The sequence below is a fragment of the Fodinibius sp. GM21 genome (assembly GCF_058386955.1).
In genome coordinates, this window is record NZ_JBYEIQ010000003.1 from 597,451 (window position 1) to 616,007 (window position 18,557).

General features: G+C 37.2%; 12 protein-coding genes. 6 read left to right on the top strand and 6 right to left on the bottom strand.

All coding sequences use genetic code 11. The features are described from left to right. Positions 1 to 330: 330 nt before the first annotated feature. From ACT3IB_RS09885 to ACT3IB_RS09895, 3 genes are all read right to left on the bottom strand, one after another. Positions 331 to 1,245, bottom strand: coding sequence for a nucleotidyl transferase AbiEii/AbiGii toxin family protein (locus ACT3IB_RS09885; RefSeq protein WP_491538843.1), 915 nt, complete (start codon positions 1,243 to 1,245; stop codon positions 331 to 333). Then, positions 1,242 to 2,006, bottom strand: coding sequence for a type IV toxin-antitoxin system AbiEi family antitoxin (locus tag ACT3IB_RS09890; RefSeq protein ID WP_491538844.1), 765 nt, complete (start codon positions 2,004 to 2,006; stop codon positions 1,242 to 1,244). The genes ACT3IB_RS09885 and ACT3IB_RS09890 overlap by 4 nt, the downstream gene beginning before the upstream one ends. 188 nt (positions 2,007 to 2,194) lie before the next feature. Further along, complete coding sequence (locus ACT3IB_RS09895) at positions 2,195 to 2,812, bottom strand: type IV toxin-antitoxin system AbiEi family antitoxin domain-containing protein (RefSeq protein WP_491538845.1); 618 nt, start codon at positions 2,810 to 2,812, stop codon at positions 2,195 to 2,197. A 188-nt stretch (positions 2,813 to 3,000) separates the two neighbouring features. Here ACT3IB_RS09895 and ACT3IB_RS09900 point away from each other — a divergent pair, with 188 nt between their 5' ends. The 6 genes from ACT3IB_RS09900 (at position 3,001) to ACT3IB_RS09925 (ending at position 12,930) form a co-directional block, all read left to right on the top strand. Next, complete coding sequence (locus ACT3IB_RS09900; RefSeq protein ID WP_491538846.1) at positions 3,001 to 3,282, top strand: helix-turn-helix domain-containing protein; 282 nt, start codon at positions 3,001 to 3,003, stop codon at positions 3,280 to 3,282. 2 nt (positions 3,283 to 3,284) lie between these two features. Continuing rightward, a complete protein-coding gene (locus tag ACT3IB_RS09905) occupies positions 3,285 to 3,968 on the top strand; it encodes a glycine zipper family protein (protein ID WP_491538847.1) in 684 nt (227 codons plus the stop codon). A 22-nt stretch (positions 3,969 to 3,990) separates the two neighbouring features. Beyond that, positions 3,991 to 4,800 (top strand): hypothetical protein, encoded by an 810-nt coding sequence (locus ACT3IB_RS09910; protein ID WP_491538848.1) that lies wholly within the window; start codon positions 3,991 to 3,993, stop codon positions 4,798 to 4,800. A 95-nt stretch (positions 4,801 to 4,895) separates the two neighbouring features. After that, a complete protein-coding gene (locus tag ACT3IB_RS09915; RefSeq protein WP_491538849.1) occupies positions 4,896 to 10,466 on the top strand; it encodes a P-loop domain-containing protein in 5,571 nt (1,856 codons plus the stop codon). Positions 10,467 to 10,492: 26 nt separating this feature from the next. Beyond that, positions 10,493 to 11,596: an AlbA family DNA-binding domain-containing protein gene (locus ACT3IB_RS09920; RefSeq protein ID WP_491538850.1), complete on the top strand. Its 1,104-nt coding sequence runs from the start codon at positions 10,493 to 10,495 to the stop codon at positions 11,594 to 11,596. A gap of 257 nt (positions 11,597 to 11,853) precedes the next feature. Next, positions 11,854 to 12,930: a hypothetical protein gene (locus ACT3IB_RS09925; protein ID WP_491538851.1), complete on the top strand. Its 1,077-nt coding sequence runs from the start codon at positions 11,854 to 11,856 to the stop codon at positions 12,928 to 12,930. 58 nt (positions 12,931 to 12,988) lie between these two features. Here the strand turns inward: ACT3IB_RS09925 and ACT3IB_RS09930 are convergent, their stop codons facing one another. From ACT3IB_RS09930 to ACT3IB_RS09940, 3 genes are read right to left on the bottom strand one after another with little or no spacing between them, the layout of a single operon-like run. Then, positions 12,989 to 14,044 (bottom strand): 5-methylcytosine restriction system specificity protein McrC, encoded by a 1,056-nt coding sequence (locus ACT3IB_RS09930; RefSeq protein ID WP_491538852.1) that lies wholly within the window; start codon positions 14,042 to 14,044, stop codon positions 12,989 to 12,991. Further along, positions 14,041 to 17,727 carry an AAA family ATPase gene (locus ACT3IB_RS09935; RefSeq protein WP_491538853.1) on the bottom strand — a complete coding sequence of 1,229 codons (3,687 nt, stop codon included), beginning with the start codon at positions 17,725 to 17,727 and terminating at the stop codon, positions 14,041 to 14,043. Before ACT3IB_RS09935 ends, ACT3IB_RS09930 begins: the two co-directional genes overlap by 4 nt. A gap of 2 nt (positions 17,728 to 17,729) precedes the next feature. Further along, positions 17,730 to 18,557 carry a hypothetical protein gene (locus ACT3IB_RS09940; protein WP_491538854.1) on the bottom strand — a complete coding sequence of 276 codons (828 nt, stop codon included), beginning with the start codon at positions 18,555 to 18,557 and terminating at the stop codon, positions 17,730 to 17,732.

The following is an 18,557-nucleotide window of genomic DNA, read 5'->3' on the forward strand; positions in this document are numbered from 1 at the left end:
TAGTCTAAAATAAAAGAATTAATAAGAAGATTGTGTTTTCTACCTGTCACGCAGGAGGTCGCGAGTTCGAATCTCGTCCGGATCGCTTTTCATAAACCCCTAGCTTTCAAAGAGTTAGGGGTTTTTTTATTGGATTAAAAAAATTCAAAATTTCTTTAAAAACCCCTCTCGGGGTAACATCGGGGTAACAACGCGAGGGGTACTAAGGCGACTTTACGGCAAAATCCAATCCTCCAATTCTCGCAGTTTCAGACCCATCATTAAGATAATCTCTCTAACTTGGGTGAACTATGCTCTTGGGAAAATATCTTAGGCTTTACATTTCTTTTTTTACCGACTTTTCAAGAGCACCTTTTCAAGCTTCTTGCCCATCTCTTGATGTTTTTGTTTATCCATTTTCTTGAGATTTATGAGTTTCCACCGTACTCCCGGCATTTCCCTTAAGTGACCAACCGAAAATAAGTCCCATTTCGGTTCCGCTTGCTGAAAGCTTAAAAGGAATTCCTTCTGTTTGTCGGTCAATCTATTTAAAAGCAATTTCGGCAACTCTTCCTGAACTTCTACTAAATCATTTAAAGGAACAGGCTCATTGGTCATTCCTTCAAACTCAGCTTTATAGATATTCTCAATATCCACCGGGTTAGGATTTAACAATTCATTCAGGGGACGCGAATGGCTAACCAAATAACCTAGAAACGCCGTCACCATTTGCCCGGTTAATCCCTCATTTTCAAGCAATAGTTTCACATCAAAAAGGTCTCGGGGATGTTGGCGATCCAGTGCTGCACAAATCTTTCCGCCGTAAAGATCCTCCATCGATAGGGTAGGAATAGCTGCATACATTTCGAATTCATCCTGGACCCTAGCTACTAGCTCTTTCTCAACAGATCCAAATAATCTTCCTCGCAACACCGTGTTTACTTCCAACTTTACTTGGGAAGCATCACTTCTAATGAGGATCTTACTCAGTGTCCCACCACTTTTTTGCGTAGTAACGTTTGAACCAGGGATCCTTAATGAAACAGCTTCTGCTATGTGCTCTACTCCCTTTCTAATTTCACTTAATGATTCTTCCCTATTTTTAATTGGGATATACGTTAGATCAATATCAACGGATAGTCGCGGGAAATCCCGCCAAAAAAAATTAATAGCAGTTCCACCTTTGAGAGCAAATTCTTCAACTTCTGACACAATAGGTAGGACTTTTAGCAATAGCCGTACTTGATTCCGATAACGATCGATCATTGGTCCTCCCTGGATAACTCCGGTACTACTATCTTATATTTTTTATTTAGTTTACCGCCTTTCAATATTTCCCTTTTTCCTTTCCCAAAATCTATTTTTGCAGTATCTATTCTCTTGAGCCAACTATGTTGATGATGCTCGGCCATATACATAAATAGTCTCTTTACTCGTACCGAATTACACACTTCGAGTAAATCCTGTAGTACATTTGGGCGTAATGATCCAAGCCCCTCCATGATGTAATTAGCCTCATCAAAGCCTTCCTTCTTCGGTACATCATAAAGATACTCCAGTATCGCTCGTTCAGCAGATGATATTCGGACTTCTATCTCTCGAACTGTTGCATCTGAAAACGCATTTACTTCGTTCGAAAAAAGAGTAACAGACCGTATATCTAATTGGCTCTTCCACTTATCATAACTCTTAAACCATGACGGGAGCCATAGTTCAGGTGTTTTCCATAATATTACCTTGTCACGATCAGCCATTTTGATATAATGCCCGTAACCCTGCAACTCTAATGCTGTTTTACCCCCAACATGTATAGGGAGTTGTTCTAGTTTCTGCAAGGCATATAGGGCCCCTGTCCACGATACTTCATCGCCTTTTCTTTTATATGCTCCTTGGCCAATCCGCTCTAACCACCCACTGTTTTTATAGTTATCAACTGATTGCCGAGATACGTCCTGTCTCTTTAACCAGTTAGTGGTTATAACAGTGCCTTGAGGCCACTTTTGTAATATTTGGTTTATTTTTTTCAATATTTGTCAACGTTTTATTGACATATTTAAATATATTTAAACTAGCAATGGTTTAAAAAATACTATATTTGTCAACAAAATATAGACAAATATTAATTTTTTTAAACTAAATTAGCTTTATGTTCATAAACTTCTCTTGTTCACGAAACGTGAACAGTAATAAAAAAATGAACAAGAGAATTTGGAATTCAACTATGTGCTATTGTTTCTGCATAGGGTCGAATCACATTTTGTACTCTACATATTTTAGCAAATTTATCAATCTCATTGAATGAAGCTTTATTCTCTCTTATTCCATCTTTTAGAGCTTCTATCGCTACATCAAGACCAATCTTATTCCGGAATTTAAAACAATCAGCAATGGTCTTAGCCGGGCTATATACCTGAACCTCTATACCATCTATCTCATGGGTTTCTACGCCTTCGGTAAGACTATCTCCTGAAAACCTGTGAACTTTAATTGGAGGATGATCTAGCTTGGGGTTTCTCCTGGTTCTAGAAAGAGCTATATGAATTCTATGAGGAAGTTGCGTTGTCATACCATGAAAGTGCAGTGCTGAAATCAGACATATCCTGGCCGCCGGAATTTTCGTACCAATAATTGCCAGATCCGGATTGGACAGCGGCTCAGCAGAACTAGCTTTATATACTCCCCGTTCAAGCTTTTCCAGATATCCATGATCACGCATCCAATAAAGAATTCGACTGTGAATGCCTTCTTCAAGTGCCTCGGAAGTACGCATAATTCCACCGTGATTTTCAAACACGGCAAGCGTTTCCTTTATCTTTTCGTTGGATACAGACATAATTATAATTTTGCATACATTTATAAATAAGTGCATGCGATATTATCTACATAAAAACTACTGGAATCAATTCTAAACAACTAATCTCCCACCCTAATTAGCCTAATTAGGCCTAATTTAGGCTTTTTTATTAACTTAGTTAATGACTAAGATGATTTTTATCGGAATTTTTCGTATGTTCTATCTATATGGAACCACAAGAAATAAACCAATTACGAGAACGATTAGGATGGAGTTTAGCCAAATTTGGTCGCTATTTTGGTGTTACTGCACAAGCTGTTCTTAAATGGGAACGAGGGACGGCCCAGCCGAATGATTTTGCTCTAGCTACAATGATCCAGCTAAGAAAAAGATTAAATGCGGTTGAGGGGGAACAACAAAAACAACAATTCATAAATGGACTGAAAAGCGCACTTCTTACCGGAGGTATTGTTGCCTTATTAGCCTATTTATTTAACCAGGATGAATAACTATGGAAACCCAACCTACTGATAATACCTCTCTTACAGACAATTTTATATTCTTAAATGGGAAACAGTTAGCCGAAGTGTTAGATGTTGCAGCCCCTTCTCTTTCTGAAGCTGTTAAAAAGAGATACAATTGCGGGGGATACCCTGTATATGAATGGGCCGTTGAAACAGACTCAGGGCGCATTAAAGGATATGAAGTTCCTGCGTTTTTGGTCCCCGGAGAATATCAATTACTGGCCAAACGACAAAATCCAGTTGATGAAACACCTAAACAGTTTACTATTAGCCCTAATAAGGGTAAAAAAAGTGCAAATAAACCGGAACAGATCATCAATAACTATTCCCTCTTGCCGGAAGGAGAAGACTATGTCCGCCCCGCAGGGATGGTTACCCTACCGTTGGTACTGAAAAAAGCACTTGACCACGATACACCGCAAAGTCGGGCCGTTATTGGCGCTATCATAGCCATGTTGGGTGCTATTACCGGACATGCTGTTTCTAATAATGCTACGGGAGCAGGCATTGGGGCTATGACTGGATTTGGAATAGCTCTTTATATGTACAAGTATTCCAATCCTAATAATAGTTTGAGTAGCCAGCCCGTATTAACTCAATCGGTTAATAACCAAATGTTGTTAAAAGGCTATTCTGAAAGTTCTAATCAGTCAGGCTTTTTGCCTAATTAGACATCTATATAACACGTCTTTTATGGATCTTCATCAAGAAGTAAGAGTTCTAAATTCATCAGTTAAACTAATAACGAGTTATGTAAATTACTCCGTCTGTAATTTTCCTGATGACCGTTCTAAAATAGTAAAGACTGTACTCCCTAAGGGATTAAATGCAAAGAAATATTTTTACATACTACTCTTGGAGCTAATATCGGGAGTTAACAAGGAAATTATTCCAAGTAAAAATAAAGGTGATAATCTATTAAAACTGTTAAATAAAATATGTGATTCACCTCAATTAGATAAGGAATCAATTCATATAAATAAGTTAAATGAGGCCGTTTCTGAATTTCAGAGTTGGTTGATGCATGAATTCAAATACGAAATATATTCACAAAATATCGACGAAGAACTTTTAATTAAATTACTGAGAAAAGATGCTCTTTATTTAATTGGGAATAGGTACAAACATGCACTGCCTCGATCAAATAGAATACTAGAAAAACTATTGAAGATTTATAAAAAAAGTGGTGTAGAAATAAGTCCAGAAAAGGAAATTCTCATTTTAGAAGATATAGATAACTGGCTAATCGATGATTTTGGGGGTTATCATTTTACAAAATTGTGTGAATTAAGTGCTAACGTTTACAATGGAATAGTTCACTATGTAAGACCCGTCTATAATCGGGTTTATGTTAAAGAAGCACAATTCAGGTATTCATACAAAATACCTGAAGAAATTGACTCTGAAGATAGTAAATTCGAATTTTATGAGTTATTGAATAATATCAGGTCTCCATTCTTGCCAACTATAAAAACATGGAAACATTTAGAGAAAAAATATTAATGACTTTTTGAATAGGCTCGACTGTACATTAGACTTAATCTTACTGACTTAGTTATATCAAATTGTAATAATTTTATCCATTAATCTATTTCTTTGTGCTTGCCTCTGCCGATCAAGGATATATCTATCAAGACATATTAGGAGCTTATTTTATAGCTCAGAAACTTAGTGAAGGGAAAACATCTACAAAATTTAATTTTGATCATAAAAAAACTCCTGATGGAGTATCTGACAAGTTTGACGATCTTGCATTCTATCAAGAAGACCTAACAACGTTTCTACAGGTCAAATATAGCAATGATGACCATCAACATGCCTTAACCAAACAGGATTTTTCTTCGAGTGCTTCCTATGGCTTGGCACTATTTGATCTATTCGAGACATGGGATGCTTTGCATCAACCAAATTGTTCTTGGAGAGTATGCTTAGCATGGGATAAACCAGCCGCAGATGATCCTATTTCTAAAGTACTTACACAGATCTCAGATCAATATAGTCTCTTATCCGGAACGACATGTTATCAATTCGATTGTGATAAACTTTGGCCGGAAGGTAATGAAGTATTGCCTTCATGGAGAGCTCTTAAGGCTTGGTCTAAATCAGCTGACCGGGAGCAATTTAAAGCCTTTTTAGATTCCTTAATTATTGAAGTTGGGTATCCAAAGTCTTCACTTCTTCAAGATTACTCAAAGGGTCTTGAAAGCCTGTTAGCTCGTACTATTAAAAGTATTGGTATTGGTGTTTACCCAAACGATCATCTTAATGTTCGTCAAGTTGCAGAGAGCTTAAGTACCATTGCAAGAAGAATGAGAGCTACAAAAAATAGTACTCCTATTAGCTGTAACGAAATTGCTCAGGAGGTCGGCATAACCCAAGATTACGGAGGGATAGAGCAAAACTTTCCTGTTGATGAATCTTTACTCGTTGATACACCAGGACGTGTTGATCAAGTACTTAAGGCTTTAAAAGATCAAAATAAAGTAATTCTCACTGCAGAGCCGGGTGCTGGAAAGTCATGGTTTATTGAAAACCTCGAGAAATATTTAACAGACACCCAGACTGTAAAACACTATTGTTATACAGCACTTGAAGATCCCCTTTCTCTTGATCGAATCACTACCAACGTTCTGTATGGCAGCCTCATCACTCAAATACTTCAATCCGATCAAGATCTAAGACACTATAAGACTAAAAGGTACGCTTCAAATCTCGATGAATTGAACCGTCTGCTTAATAATATTGAGAAAGAAACACTACTAATCGTCGATGGTATAGACCATATTTGGAGAGTTTACCAAAAGAATAGAGGAGGAATTACTGAAGACGAGACAGCTATACTTGAAGCACTTACACAACTCGACTGCTCTAATCCTAATGTTTCACTCCTTGTAGTCTCACAGCCAATTGAGCAACTTAATGAACTTACATCTTTTGATAAATGCACATTAGACCCACTCAAAGAAGAATTCGTTAAAAACCTTTTAGAAAAACATGCTATCCAAAATTATGAAGTAGAGGGTGTTTCGCTTTCACAAGAGATTCATCAGAAAAGTGAAGGCAATGCTCTTTACATTAAATATCTTATCGACCATGCTGTTGAAAATAAGACACATTCCTCATTTGAATGGATAGCTTCACTCCCACCTTATGACTTCAATCTTACTGGATATTATCAGTATCTCTATGAGCAGATCCAGGAAGATGCCGGAGTTCCCAATGTTTTGTGTGGCGCAGACTTTTCATTGACAGAACGTGAACTCAGAGAAATAACTCATCGTGGAGATATTGTTGCTACACAACTCGAACAGTTAAAACCTATCCTCAATTATAAGACGGCTCATGGATATTCTATATACCATGAAAGTTTCAAGCGTTTTATAATTGACAGAATTAAGAAAGAGGGGGCTTCAATTGAGTATTTAGTATATCGGCCTCTAATTGAGTGGCTTGAAACTCATTCCTTTTTCAAATCAACAAAAGCCTATGGTCATCTTTTAAAACTTTATTATGAAGTTAACTCATATGATAAAATAGCAGAAACAATTGATATAGACTTTATCGATAAAAGCCTTTATTTCGCTCAACCCTTCCATAGAATCCGACAAAATCATGATTTGCAGAGAACATCGCTGAAATATGTCGATGAATTTACCCCGATGATTGTTATTGCAGAACAATCAAAAATCATCTATGAACTTGATCATGTCGCTGATAAAGTCCTTGTTAATTATCTTAATGCTATTAAAGGTATTCACGGTAGAGATTTAATGTATAGAGTCCTTTGGGATGGAGAACAGCTCTTAATAAACACTAAAGCTACCCTGAAATTTCTGACTCAACAAGCGTATGAAGGTGAATCCGTTATTCATTGGGATATTGTCTCCTTCACTTCAGGTATTCCCTATGAACAACTCGGTTTCGTCGCAGTTAAACTTCTTCATACCAACAATTATGAAAAGTTTGACGATCTGATTAAGAACGTGTATGAAAATCATACAGAAGCCTTCGAAAATATTTTGGACGAAATAGCATGGTGGAATATTTATGTTGGCGAAGATTGGATTGAAAATACACCTTTATTTAAAGAAATAATCACCACACTCAATGAACCATCAGCTATAAACCTTGAGCAAGCAGTAGAAAATATTGTCAAAAGCGAACATTTTGTCCATGATGAAACCTGGAGGAACAAGATTCGTGATGTTATCAATCTGACAAAGAGAGCATCAAAAGAAGAAATAGAAGATGCTATTGAAGTCCTGTCAGATTATAATTGGTTTCAAAACTGGCTGATTTATCTCATTAAAATTACGGAACTCTCAGAAAGGGAGGAATTTAGTAATGATGAGCTTATTGATGCATTTTCTTATCTAGTTCGAGATCTAGAACCGTTTAAAGGAGAACCCCGGGCTTGTGATCTTCACAAACAACTCCCTTTCATCAAAAAATCTTTTCACCGAGGTTTATTACTCTGTGATGGAGATCAAGCACTCCTTAGCTCATGTTTTGAACGTTTGGAAAGGGTAACCGAGCTAACTACAAGCTTCCAACGTTCATTCAGTGGTCCACTGGCTCAAGAAGAATTTCTAGAATTGATTGAGAGATATTTACCATCTGATGATGTACTAGAAAAATACGAAGATTATTACGGTCCCTTGGGCTCGAGAAGAGTCTACTCGGATGTGGCTGAAATTGCATTCGGATATGCCCGGATATTGAGTGATGCAGGAAAAGAAAAAGAGTCAAAGGAGAAGTATAAAGAAGGTATTCAGGCACTTACAGCATATGGATTTAGAAAAGATCGTACCTTTAGCGAAATATTGTATTCTAGTGTTCCTTTCCAAGAAACCTATGGGACCTTAGATACAGAATGGTTCTTTGAACTGTATCATATGTCCATGACTGTAGTTACTCATACAGACGGCAAGTCAACAAGTAGCTATCCAATTGAATGGTTTAAGGAATTTATAAAAGTATTTCCTTCTGATGCTCTGAGGTTTCTTGTAAGTGAAACACTAGAAAGTAAAGAAGCAAATTGGCATCAAGAGAGTGAATTCTTACACATCTTGGAAGAATATCCAGATATGTTTACCCCAACACAATGGTTCCTCCTGTGTAGATCTCTTCCCCTCGTATCTTCAGAAGAAATTATTCATAATGGCTTAAACGTGATTGATAGGATTGATGAAAACCTTCAAGAAGTCTATAACCGATGGTTACAATCTCGGCCTGAAGTTGATCAAGACGTAACATATTCAACGGAAATAGCAACTAAATTTGAACAGCAATATGGCATTTCTATTCAAATTGAAGAAGAGAATGAGAAAGATATTGATAAATCTAAATCACAATCTTCAGTTGAGCTACCAACAAATTCACTAGATGATACCCTGGCATTTCTTGAAACAAATGATTTCTCGGAACATCATGGATCTGCTTTTCAAGAGGTGGTCACTTCAAATTCTGACTGGGAAAAGAAGAAAGCAATACTTCGCCAAGCGGCTAAGAGTCTAAGGTATGGTCGTGACGTAGGAGACTGGGTGAATGACCTTTTTGAGGTTGGGAGTACTGAATGGCTTTATTTTAATGTTTCTCTTTTTGTGTATCTATATGACGGATGGTTGCACAGACTACACTATAAGAAATACCTACAGCACGCTTTTAATGTTGCACCTGATGAAACTCTTGAAATGTTAAAAGAAATAGTTGGACGCGGTGATGCATTTACCAATCTATTCTCTTGTAATCTCATTAAAGCTTTATCAGAGCTCAAGGTAGAAGAACAGCAAGTCAAACCCCTTCTTGAAAAAACCTTCCAAATAGTAAAACGACGGTTACCTCATCAACCAGACACGGAAATTAACCAGTCATTGTATGATGGACTTAAGGAGTTTAATCGGGATGAGATTTTTGTTGCACTCTTAATTGCTAGGCTCAAAACTCTAACCACTGAAAAAAATCAGGGTATTATCTGGTCATTGACTTATGTTGCAAAGACAGCACCCCAAGCACTATTTAAACCCTATTATTGGGCCTTTTCACATAATACTAAGCTTCTACCCATTCATAGGGCAGTTTTACTCCAGGTACTTATTGACAATGTCGATCAGGATGAAATTCCTGATGAGTTAATTGGACAACTGTTAAATACATATCCTACTGGATTTTTCCTCGAAGATCAGTACATACGATCATTTGTCGATTACAATTTAAAGCTGGATGAGTCTGCAGCAAAAAGTATTCAACTGGAAGCACACGAATATGACAGTGATTTCTTTCCGTATATCCATGTAAAGTATAGAAATCTCACTAAATATTTTTCCTTAGACGGGACATATAAAGCTTACAGTTTTAAAAGAGATGAAATTAGCAAAGAACACAGTTCCTATCAGATTCAAACACATAAATTAATTACTCCGATAGTTTCAAATGCTAATGCTGTATATGAGATAATAAATGCCCAATTTTACGGGGCCTTAAAAGAAATGACTAAATATCGGGATCCATCATATACTTGTAAACTAGATTTTTTCTTACCGGAAATAACTCTACAAGTTGGAGCTTTAGGAAAACGACCTTCGTGTATTCCGACACCGGAGAATTTCCCTTCTTTTGAAGCTCGTGATAAGAACAACACCTTTGAACAAAATGGTTGGATAGTAATAGCCTCAAAGGAAAAGGAACTTTATGGTGATAATATTGAACCTAAGAAACGTAGACATTCATCACTAGTGCTTTCCACTAGTGATGGTCCTACTCCTAAAGATGAGTTTTATGCTCAATACATCTTCAGAACAGACTATTATAAAGAAGAAAATCCTCCAGCTGACCTTCCTATATGTAAGCTTGATATTAATGATACACTTGAGTTCTCCCACATCATCTATGTCTCACCTTTTATTATCCAAGAACTGGAACTATCTATTGATACCAAACTTCATAACGGCTTTCAAGCATATAACAATGAGGGAGAAGTAATTATCAAATTGGCAACCTGGAAGGAAGATTACTTTGGTAGCGTAAGTGATGGAACTGAAGTCCCCCGTCTTGAAGGAGTAGCGGTGATGATAAGAAAGGACTATTATGATCGTCTATTAAATATTTATAAAGATGACAGTTGGTTTGTTCTTAAACAGAATGATACCCAACAGAATATTTGGTCATAAAGATAAATCAGGTATTGTATTTTATAATGGACTCAAAGAAAATTGTTGAAAACTTAATAAAAAAATTGAGAAATAGTGATCATCCGGTTGAGGGAGAGACCATTGATATAAAAGGTGTCTGGTATAAAGAAACTGGAAAGGAAGACTGGAAAGATGAGTTTGCAAAAGATGTTTGTGCAATGGCAAATAACTGGAGAGGGGAAAACGGTTACTTAGTCTTTGGTTTAAAAGAAAGACCAAACTTTATAAATGGTACTAATATTGAACTGGATGAATCTAATCTTCAACAAATAATTAGTTCAAAAGTAACTCCAGCTCCTACTATCACTTTAAAAAACGTAAGAATTAAGAATTCAAATATTTATGTATTGAAAGTTAAAGGACAAGTAACAGACCTACCCTATTTTGCCAAAAAGAGTGATAACAACGAGTATATCTATCTAAGAAGAGGAAGTAGCACTGATCAATGTAGGAAAGCAGATTTGGATCGAATATTAAAAGCGAAAAGAAAAACTAATATTACCATTGAGGTTGAGGCAAATGCTATTTCTCAAATAGATGATCTTAATTATAAATTTAGAAATGCAGATTTAGATGAATTTCTAAATCTATTACATAAGTTAAATCAATATACGGATAGTAATTCACTGAGAGTCCAACGAGAAGTTTTGAGTTGTATTTATGAAGCAGAAAGTAGATTAAGACGAAAATCTTGTACTGAAATCACAAATAAACTCTCTGAAGTAGCTCGTAATGCACTATATCCAATGCATCAAAAACATAAGATGAAGAAGAAAATACCTCTTGAAAAAATAGAATTACTAAAAGATGGAATAAATCTTAGTCATCAAATTTGTTATCGAGGAATAGAGGAACAAGACAATCCAAGAATCTTAGGAAGCGGAATTGGGATATTAAGAATAATCCTACGATTTTCTCATTTAAATGAATTGGATGAAGTTCAAAAAGAAACAATAAAACTATTTGAAAACCTTAAAAAAGCTGCAACGAAATCTGAATTTGATGAGGCAGTTGAATGGATTCAATTTCAAAAAGATGATGCTTTGGCCCTACATAAAGATAAATTGCCTGAACTCCCAAGCAATTTATCTAGCAAATTTGGCATTTAGTAGCTATCTCTAATTACCCTATAGAGAAAGAATTCTTTTGACTATGAGCCGCAATCAAATAATAAGCCTCTCAAAAAATATTTGTCCCGGTAAATAAACCCATAAAAAACGGCTTTCAAATTTCCATTCTAACGCCTGATCTCCTTCCGCAACGTATGAAATCATTAGTCTTTTATCGGCTTAGATATTGATTTTTATCTCGATCACTAAGAATATGGAGACCATCCAAAAATTGATCGATATAAAAGGAGAGCCAGATGAAGAAAATTACCTTCGAACGAAATGAACTCTATGAAAAGGTTTGGGAAAAGCCGGTATCCCATTTGACTGAAGAGTTAGGAATAAGCAGTCATAAACTATACAAGGCTTGTGAAGAGCTAGACATACCCACACCATCTTCAGGATATTGGGCAAAACTGAGACATGATAAAGAAGTCACTAAACCTGAACTTCCTGAATCAGATAAGGAGTCGTTTACTTTAACCATTCGTGAAGGAAAACAGAAATCGAAGTACAAAGAGAAATCCACTAAAACGATCTCTGTTCCAAAAAACCTTTACAAACCTCACAAATTGGTCAAACAAGCCCGTAAGAATCTTAATAAAAAATCCCTGAATCGTTTTAACCGGGTAAGAGGTGGGCGTCCCCTAGATATCTCTGTTGGACCTGATAACTTAGACCGAGGATTACGCATACTAGATACAATCATTAAAGAGGCTGAAAAGAGAGGTTACTCTATTCATTCCTTCTTAGATAACAGTTCCCATTGGATGTATTTTAAAATGGGCAAAGATAAAATCTTTTTTCAGTTAAGGGAAAAAGGGAAGCGTCGGAAACGAAAGCCAGAGGAAAAAGAACGGAGCTGGGACTACGATTATGAATACACTCCATTAGGCAAACTACAGCTTAACCTTTTGGGAAATAAATGGGGGCATCCTAGCAGGCTTATCACTGATACCAAGTCCCAGCAATTAGAAGATAGGCTCGATGAATTTTTCTTTAAGCTTGAATCAATGGCTGAGAACAAAAAACAGAGACGAATAGAGAGGGAAGAAAAACAACGTATCAATAAACTAGAAAAAGAAATCGAAGAAGCAGCTAAAGACCAATTTGAAAACGAAAGTGCAAGAAGGGCTGCTCTTGAAGAACAAGCTCAAACATTTACCAAATCACAATATATTTATGACTTTATAGATGAAATAGAGAGGGAGAAGGCACAATTGGATCTTACCAAAGAAGAAGAATTTAAATTTAAAGCTTGGATAATTTGGGCCACAAATCATGCTGATCGCCTGAATCCAGTTAAGCAAATAGTTAACGAGATTTTGAAATGAACAAGATGTTGTCTATTGACAGCAAATGGTAAGGTTTGGTACAAGTTGGGACTTCCCATTATGCAGCATCTAGCTTCAATAAATTAGTGACAGCAAATAGTTCTTTCTCAATCCTCCGCCATTCCTCTTTCAAATCTACTGTCTTAAAAGTTAGCACCTGATCCTTCCACGTATAAGTAGCATGAATAGAATCTCCCACGTCCGGATAAAGTAGCATTCCTTCAATTTTTTTATTTTGTGGATTAGGTATATGCTGCATGTAGGCAAAAATCTGATACATATTGGGAGATTTAAATGATATCGAACCTATATCTTCGCGCCGAGCCATTGTTTTGGAATAAAACTTAGTATCGATAATAATAATCCGTTCCTCATCCTCTAATACTATATCTGTAAACATAGAAGGGAGTAAGTCGTTGTGCTCCTTTACTGTTGACTCAAATGGCCAAGAAAAACTCGGGCTTTTGACTTTGTATTGATCCTGTTCTCTCTGATAAAAGTTAAAGACAAAAGCTTCAAATAGTCGAGCCAGCTTTTGATGATCTCGGGTAAAGTCGCGGAACTGGTATTGTTGGCCGGATTCATCCAGCGCCGAGGACTCAAAAATAAGCTGACAGACCTGTATCAAAAATCCGTAAAAAGCATTATTGCGATGGATTGGAACTTTAGTAAAATGATGTAGCTGTAAAATAACTTCTTCTACATCGGAAAATCGGTAATAAATTTCCTTAAGCTCCCGATGCAGTCCCTTCTCAATCACAGGCATCTGCAACAGACGTCGGACTGTTGATTTAAGGATGCGATTAGGTAACACATTACGGCTTAGCTCATCATACTGACACCATGCTTTTTTATTTTGGAAAGAAAGACCACCTAATGATTCATCAATTAATAGTTTTCCTCGAATACCAGGTATCTCTTCCTCCTTCTGACGGTAATTTCGATAAAGCCCTCGCTTAAATAAGTAGCTACACCCGTTTGCCAGCACTTTACCTAAGAGGTTTGCGACCTCCTCAAAATCATCAATCCCGGCCTTGGTTAGCTCGGCTTCATCCAGCTTATCCCAAGCGTAGCTTAGCAGATAGTAGATATTTTGGACAGGAACCTGCTTCATATTGTAAGTAGTTGTTCTTCGACTTCTTCTACTTTGGTAGGTTTATCAAACCAGTACTCGTTAAGCAGCGGTATAATTTCGTATCTGATAATATTTTTATACCAGTCTTCGTCACCGTCCTCAGTACCACAAAAATAGCTGTGACCAATTTGATAGCCCGGCCCAGGACCAAGCTCTTGTTTATCGGCTATCTTCTTATTCAGTTCACCGAGACGCTCTACAATTGTATCAATTAAATGATCTTCAACGCCTTGCTCTTTAAGATGAGCCTGAAACTTATCTCCGAAGTTGGGCATCATATCAATAAAGACGAAACGACGGCGGAGAGCATAATCAACCATGGCCAGCGAGCGATCGGCCGTATTCATCGTACCAATCAGGTGTAAATTTTTCGGGATATAAAAATCGGGATCATCCTCACCTTTACGGTACGGCAATTTTACCGTAAACTCAGAACCACGTTTATCATTTTCAATAAGCATCATCAACTCTCCAAAAATCTTGCTCAGATTCCCGCGGTTGATTTCATCAATTACTAGAAAGTAAGGTTTGTTTTCAGGATCTGATTTGGCCCGCTTACACATCTGCATAAAAATCCCGTCCTTCAACTCAAAGTGTTCTTCGGTGGGACGGTAACCCCGAATAAAGTCTTCGTAAGAATAGGATTGATGAAACTGCACTACCTCAATACGATTAGGGTCTTTAACGCCGGACATGAGCCAAGCCAAGCGTTTTGCTAAGAAAGTTTTCCCAGTACCCGGTGGCCCTTGTAGAATGATATTCTTCTTGTACTTCAACAAATCGAGAATATTTTTAAGCTTACCTTCCTCCATGAAGACTTCTTCCAATGCATCTGTCATGGTATAAGGTTGATACTGCTGGATCCCATTCATTGCAAGGTCACGTATCGTCAAAAACTCATCTTCCGTTAACTGGAACAGGCTGCCCTGATTGTTATTAAGCACTGAACAGTTTTCCAGTTCGGGAATAGATTTCAACGATTCCCAGCTTGGCTGATTTGGAGTAAACTCCTTCAGTTTGAAGGTAAACTTTTCTTTATCATCGTCATCTGTATGTAGGGCTTCGGTTACTTCTAATACCGCTTTAACTCGTTTTACAGGAGTAGATTCATATCCAATTATTAAATCACCTAATTCAACTTCTTGGAAGTGTTGGTATATTCGCCGTTTGTTTCCATTCTTATTATGGGAAGTATACCACTGCTCTTGTCCAACTTCGTTGTCAGAAAAACGCCAGATATCCGGATTCGCATTTAGCCACCAGTAATTGCGATCTTTGTCAGCTACCTCTTGACTAATGTCTGTTTCCTCTTCTTTGGATACATGATCTTCGTACAACCAACTAAAAAACTGGTCTAACTCTAACGGAACGGTTGTTTGTGTCCGTTGGCCGATAATCTCTTGATAAAGATCCAAAAGCGGGTTTAAATCCTCATTATACCGGATGAAAAAATCACCAAACGATTCACCACGTTCACGGGAAATATCTAATTCCAGGAAGGTAGTAGCTTCTTTATCACGACGGTTATAAAACACGAATTTCTCAGGAAATAAATATCCGACCAACTCACCGTAAAAAGATTCAGCCAAATATTTTAGGTGATACTCACTGTCCTTATCCAGCATTGCATTGATTCGATCTGACAAGGGATCATCGCCATAGGCCAGATATAAAAATGCCTTACGATAGCGTTCGATGTCATGGTTGGGATCACCGAAAGCTCGTTTTAAAGCCAAGGCATTGGTTGCAAGACCATGGACTTTTTTACCCATTTCTTGAAAATCACTCCAGTCAGCCTGCTCTAATTTTTCTTTTGTAAAGAACTCCTGAAAAAACTGATAGCGCGATTCTAGAAAGTCTGTTTCAGCAAAATGATTGTCTGCTACCTCCGAAAACTTTTCTAAATACCCTTTTGCTTTCGCATATTCATCTGATTCGGCCGCTAATGCTGTCCAAAGGAAGCTTTGCAGATCGAGGAATCCCCGCTTGACCTCAAAAGGGAGGGCATCACCCACAGCTTTTAAATCATCCTTTATGGTCTGGTAAACCTCACCGGTGGGACGATGATGCCATAAGTCACCTTTATCGAGCATTTCCAAAAATGCCTTAATCTCGGTGGGCTTTACAAACAGCTCTTCCTCAGGATTTGTTACAAACATGTAGTACGTAACAAAGGTCCATTTATTCGGCAATCCCTGACCTTCAGCCCAGTCACAAAATAGATCAACCTTTTCTTTACCTGATTCATCCCAGTGATGCTGTACCAGATGAGTAATGGGCTCAGCAAATGCTTCAAGATCGAGACTTTCATCATGCAATAAGGCAAGATCGCCCGTTTTGGGCGTGCCTTTATATAACAGATTATTGTCTTTATGACGACCTATTTTGAGAACTCGTTCATAAATTTCCTCATAATTTTCTTCCTGAAGCAGTTTTCTCATAGAATTTTTGGAAAACTGCTCCTGGGCATCACGGATGATACGCTGTTTGTACGTAATTTCTCTCTCAATAAATCGCGGATCGGTAAAGCCCTTAAAATTCGGAAATATCGCTTCAATTGATGACATTAGTTTTTGTGAGACCTTGTCAATCAAATCAATTTGATCAGCATCCTCCCAGTAGTAGTGCAATTTATCTTGATCGTAAACAAGAGCCTGTAAGAAAGAACTGTGATACTTTTTATAGGGTGACCGCTCCATAACATCATGGTATCGGTAGGCGCTACGGAGCCAAAAACCTGTTAATTCTTTTTGCTTTTCCTTCATAAAATCAGCTGATACTACAACTATTATTGCATCAACTAAATTATCTTTTTCAGCAAAAGAAGATCTATCATCGGGGAGTAATTTTAAACTACCTTCATAGTCTTCATCTTCTAATAATTTTTCATAATCGGGCTTATCCAACGTTAAAAGAAACTCATCTTGCCCATTATGATTACGCAATCCCAGATATAATCGGTTATTTAGATTTAGCGTAAACCGATTACGTTTTTGAGGAACAGTCAAAGCTATTTTGGGTGAATCTTTTGATAGCTTTAAATCATCGTAAAGCTCCCGAACCATTTCAGCAAATAGTTGTACATGCTCCTCTTTCTCAAATTGCTTTAACTGCTGGATTACTTCCTTCCTCTTGTCCTCATAATAGTTATTAAAAAAGTCTTCCATTGCTTTGATAGCCTCAGGAACTGATTGTCGTAAAAATTCTAGAACATTGATTAATCCAAAGTCATATTGATCAATTTTGGCAAATGTTCTTGGCCGAGGACTATCTGAAATTTGGTGGGAAATAGGATCGCTTAATTTATGGATATATTCTACTTCGATGGCAGGCTTTTCTTTTGAACCACCCATATCGACAAGTGGACCATCCTTACTGTACGTTGAAACAGCTTCTGCAATTCCGTAGTAATGATTCTTATCCATCACAAAAATAAGATCACCAATAGATAGCTCCTTAACCCAAGGCTTGATCGATGTTTTTCCTCTTAATTGATCTATTTCTATAGTGTGATAATCAATTTCTTGGTCTAAATAATCGAATGATAGTAAGTTTTCTTCTTTAAGGTATTCCCATTTGTCCGAATCAGCCAAGCGCCAGATGTTAATATCTTTCTTGCGAAGTTTCTCTTCTAAATTTTGTACTTCGGTTTCTTCTACCATAATCACTGATTTTCTTCTTTAAACAATCCAGTCTTCTCTTCTTTTAAACAGCTTAAATCGATATAGGCTCGCGAAAGAGGATGTTCTTTCTCTTTTTTACTTAGCTCGGTAAAAATTTCTGCCGGATTAAACGACTTCTCCGAGGATTGATATTCAATTAATACAGGATCAGAAAAGAGTTTGAATATGAAGTAGGATTTAGCCTCGGCGAATTCATCAACAAAGAAAGAATTCCTATATAGTTCATTCTGCTCAAATAGCTTTTGAAACGACTGAATTTGTTGCGCCTTGGCTTTCTTTTTGAACTTTAAAGCCCATCTTCGTTTTTCTTTCCGATCTCCGTTCGTACATAGATATAACACGGTACTCTCTTCATAAAAACCGTGGATTTTCTCTAAATTTCTTTTGGCTGCATATTCCAAATACTTGTTATTGAATGAAAGCTGTGGTGCAATAATCGCAGCACTTCGAATCATCAAAGGCCGAATAATTGATTGATTACACCCAACATGCGTCAGCAGTTCATCCCTGTGTTCCTCATTTCTAGTTAGGATGAATGATGCGACCTGGAGTGACGGGATGCGCTGCCAGCCAAAGGTATCATAATCTTCTTCCTCCATAACCTTACTGACAAATGCAGAAAGATCCTCTCTAAACGAATCGCTAATCCATTGTTCAAAGAAGTAACAAACCCAGGCGATCGAAAAGCTCCTGCGATCTTGTATCGATAATGAACCTTCTTTTCGATATGTATCTTTAAAGGCAGCAAGTTCAGTCTCAAGAAATCCGTTTATTAATTGAATACCTGTATGTTTTGTATTTATACCCAT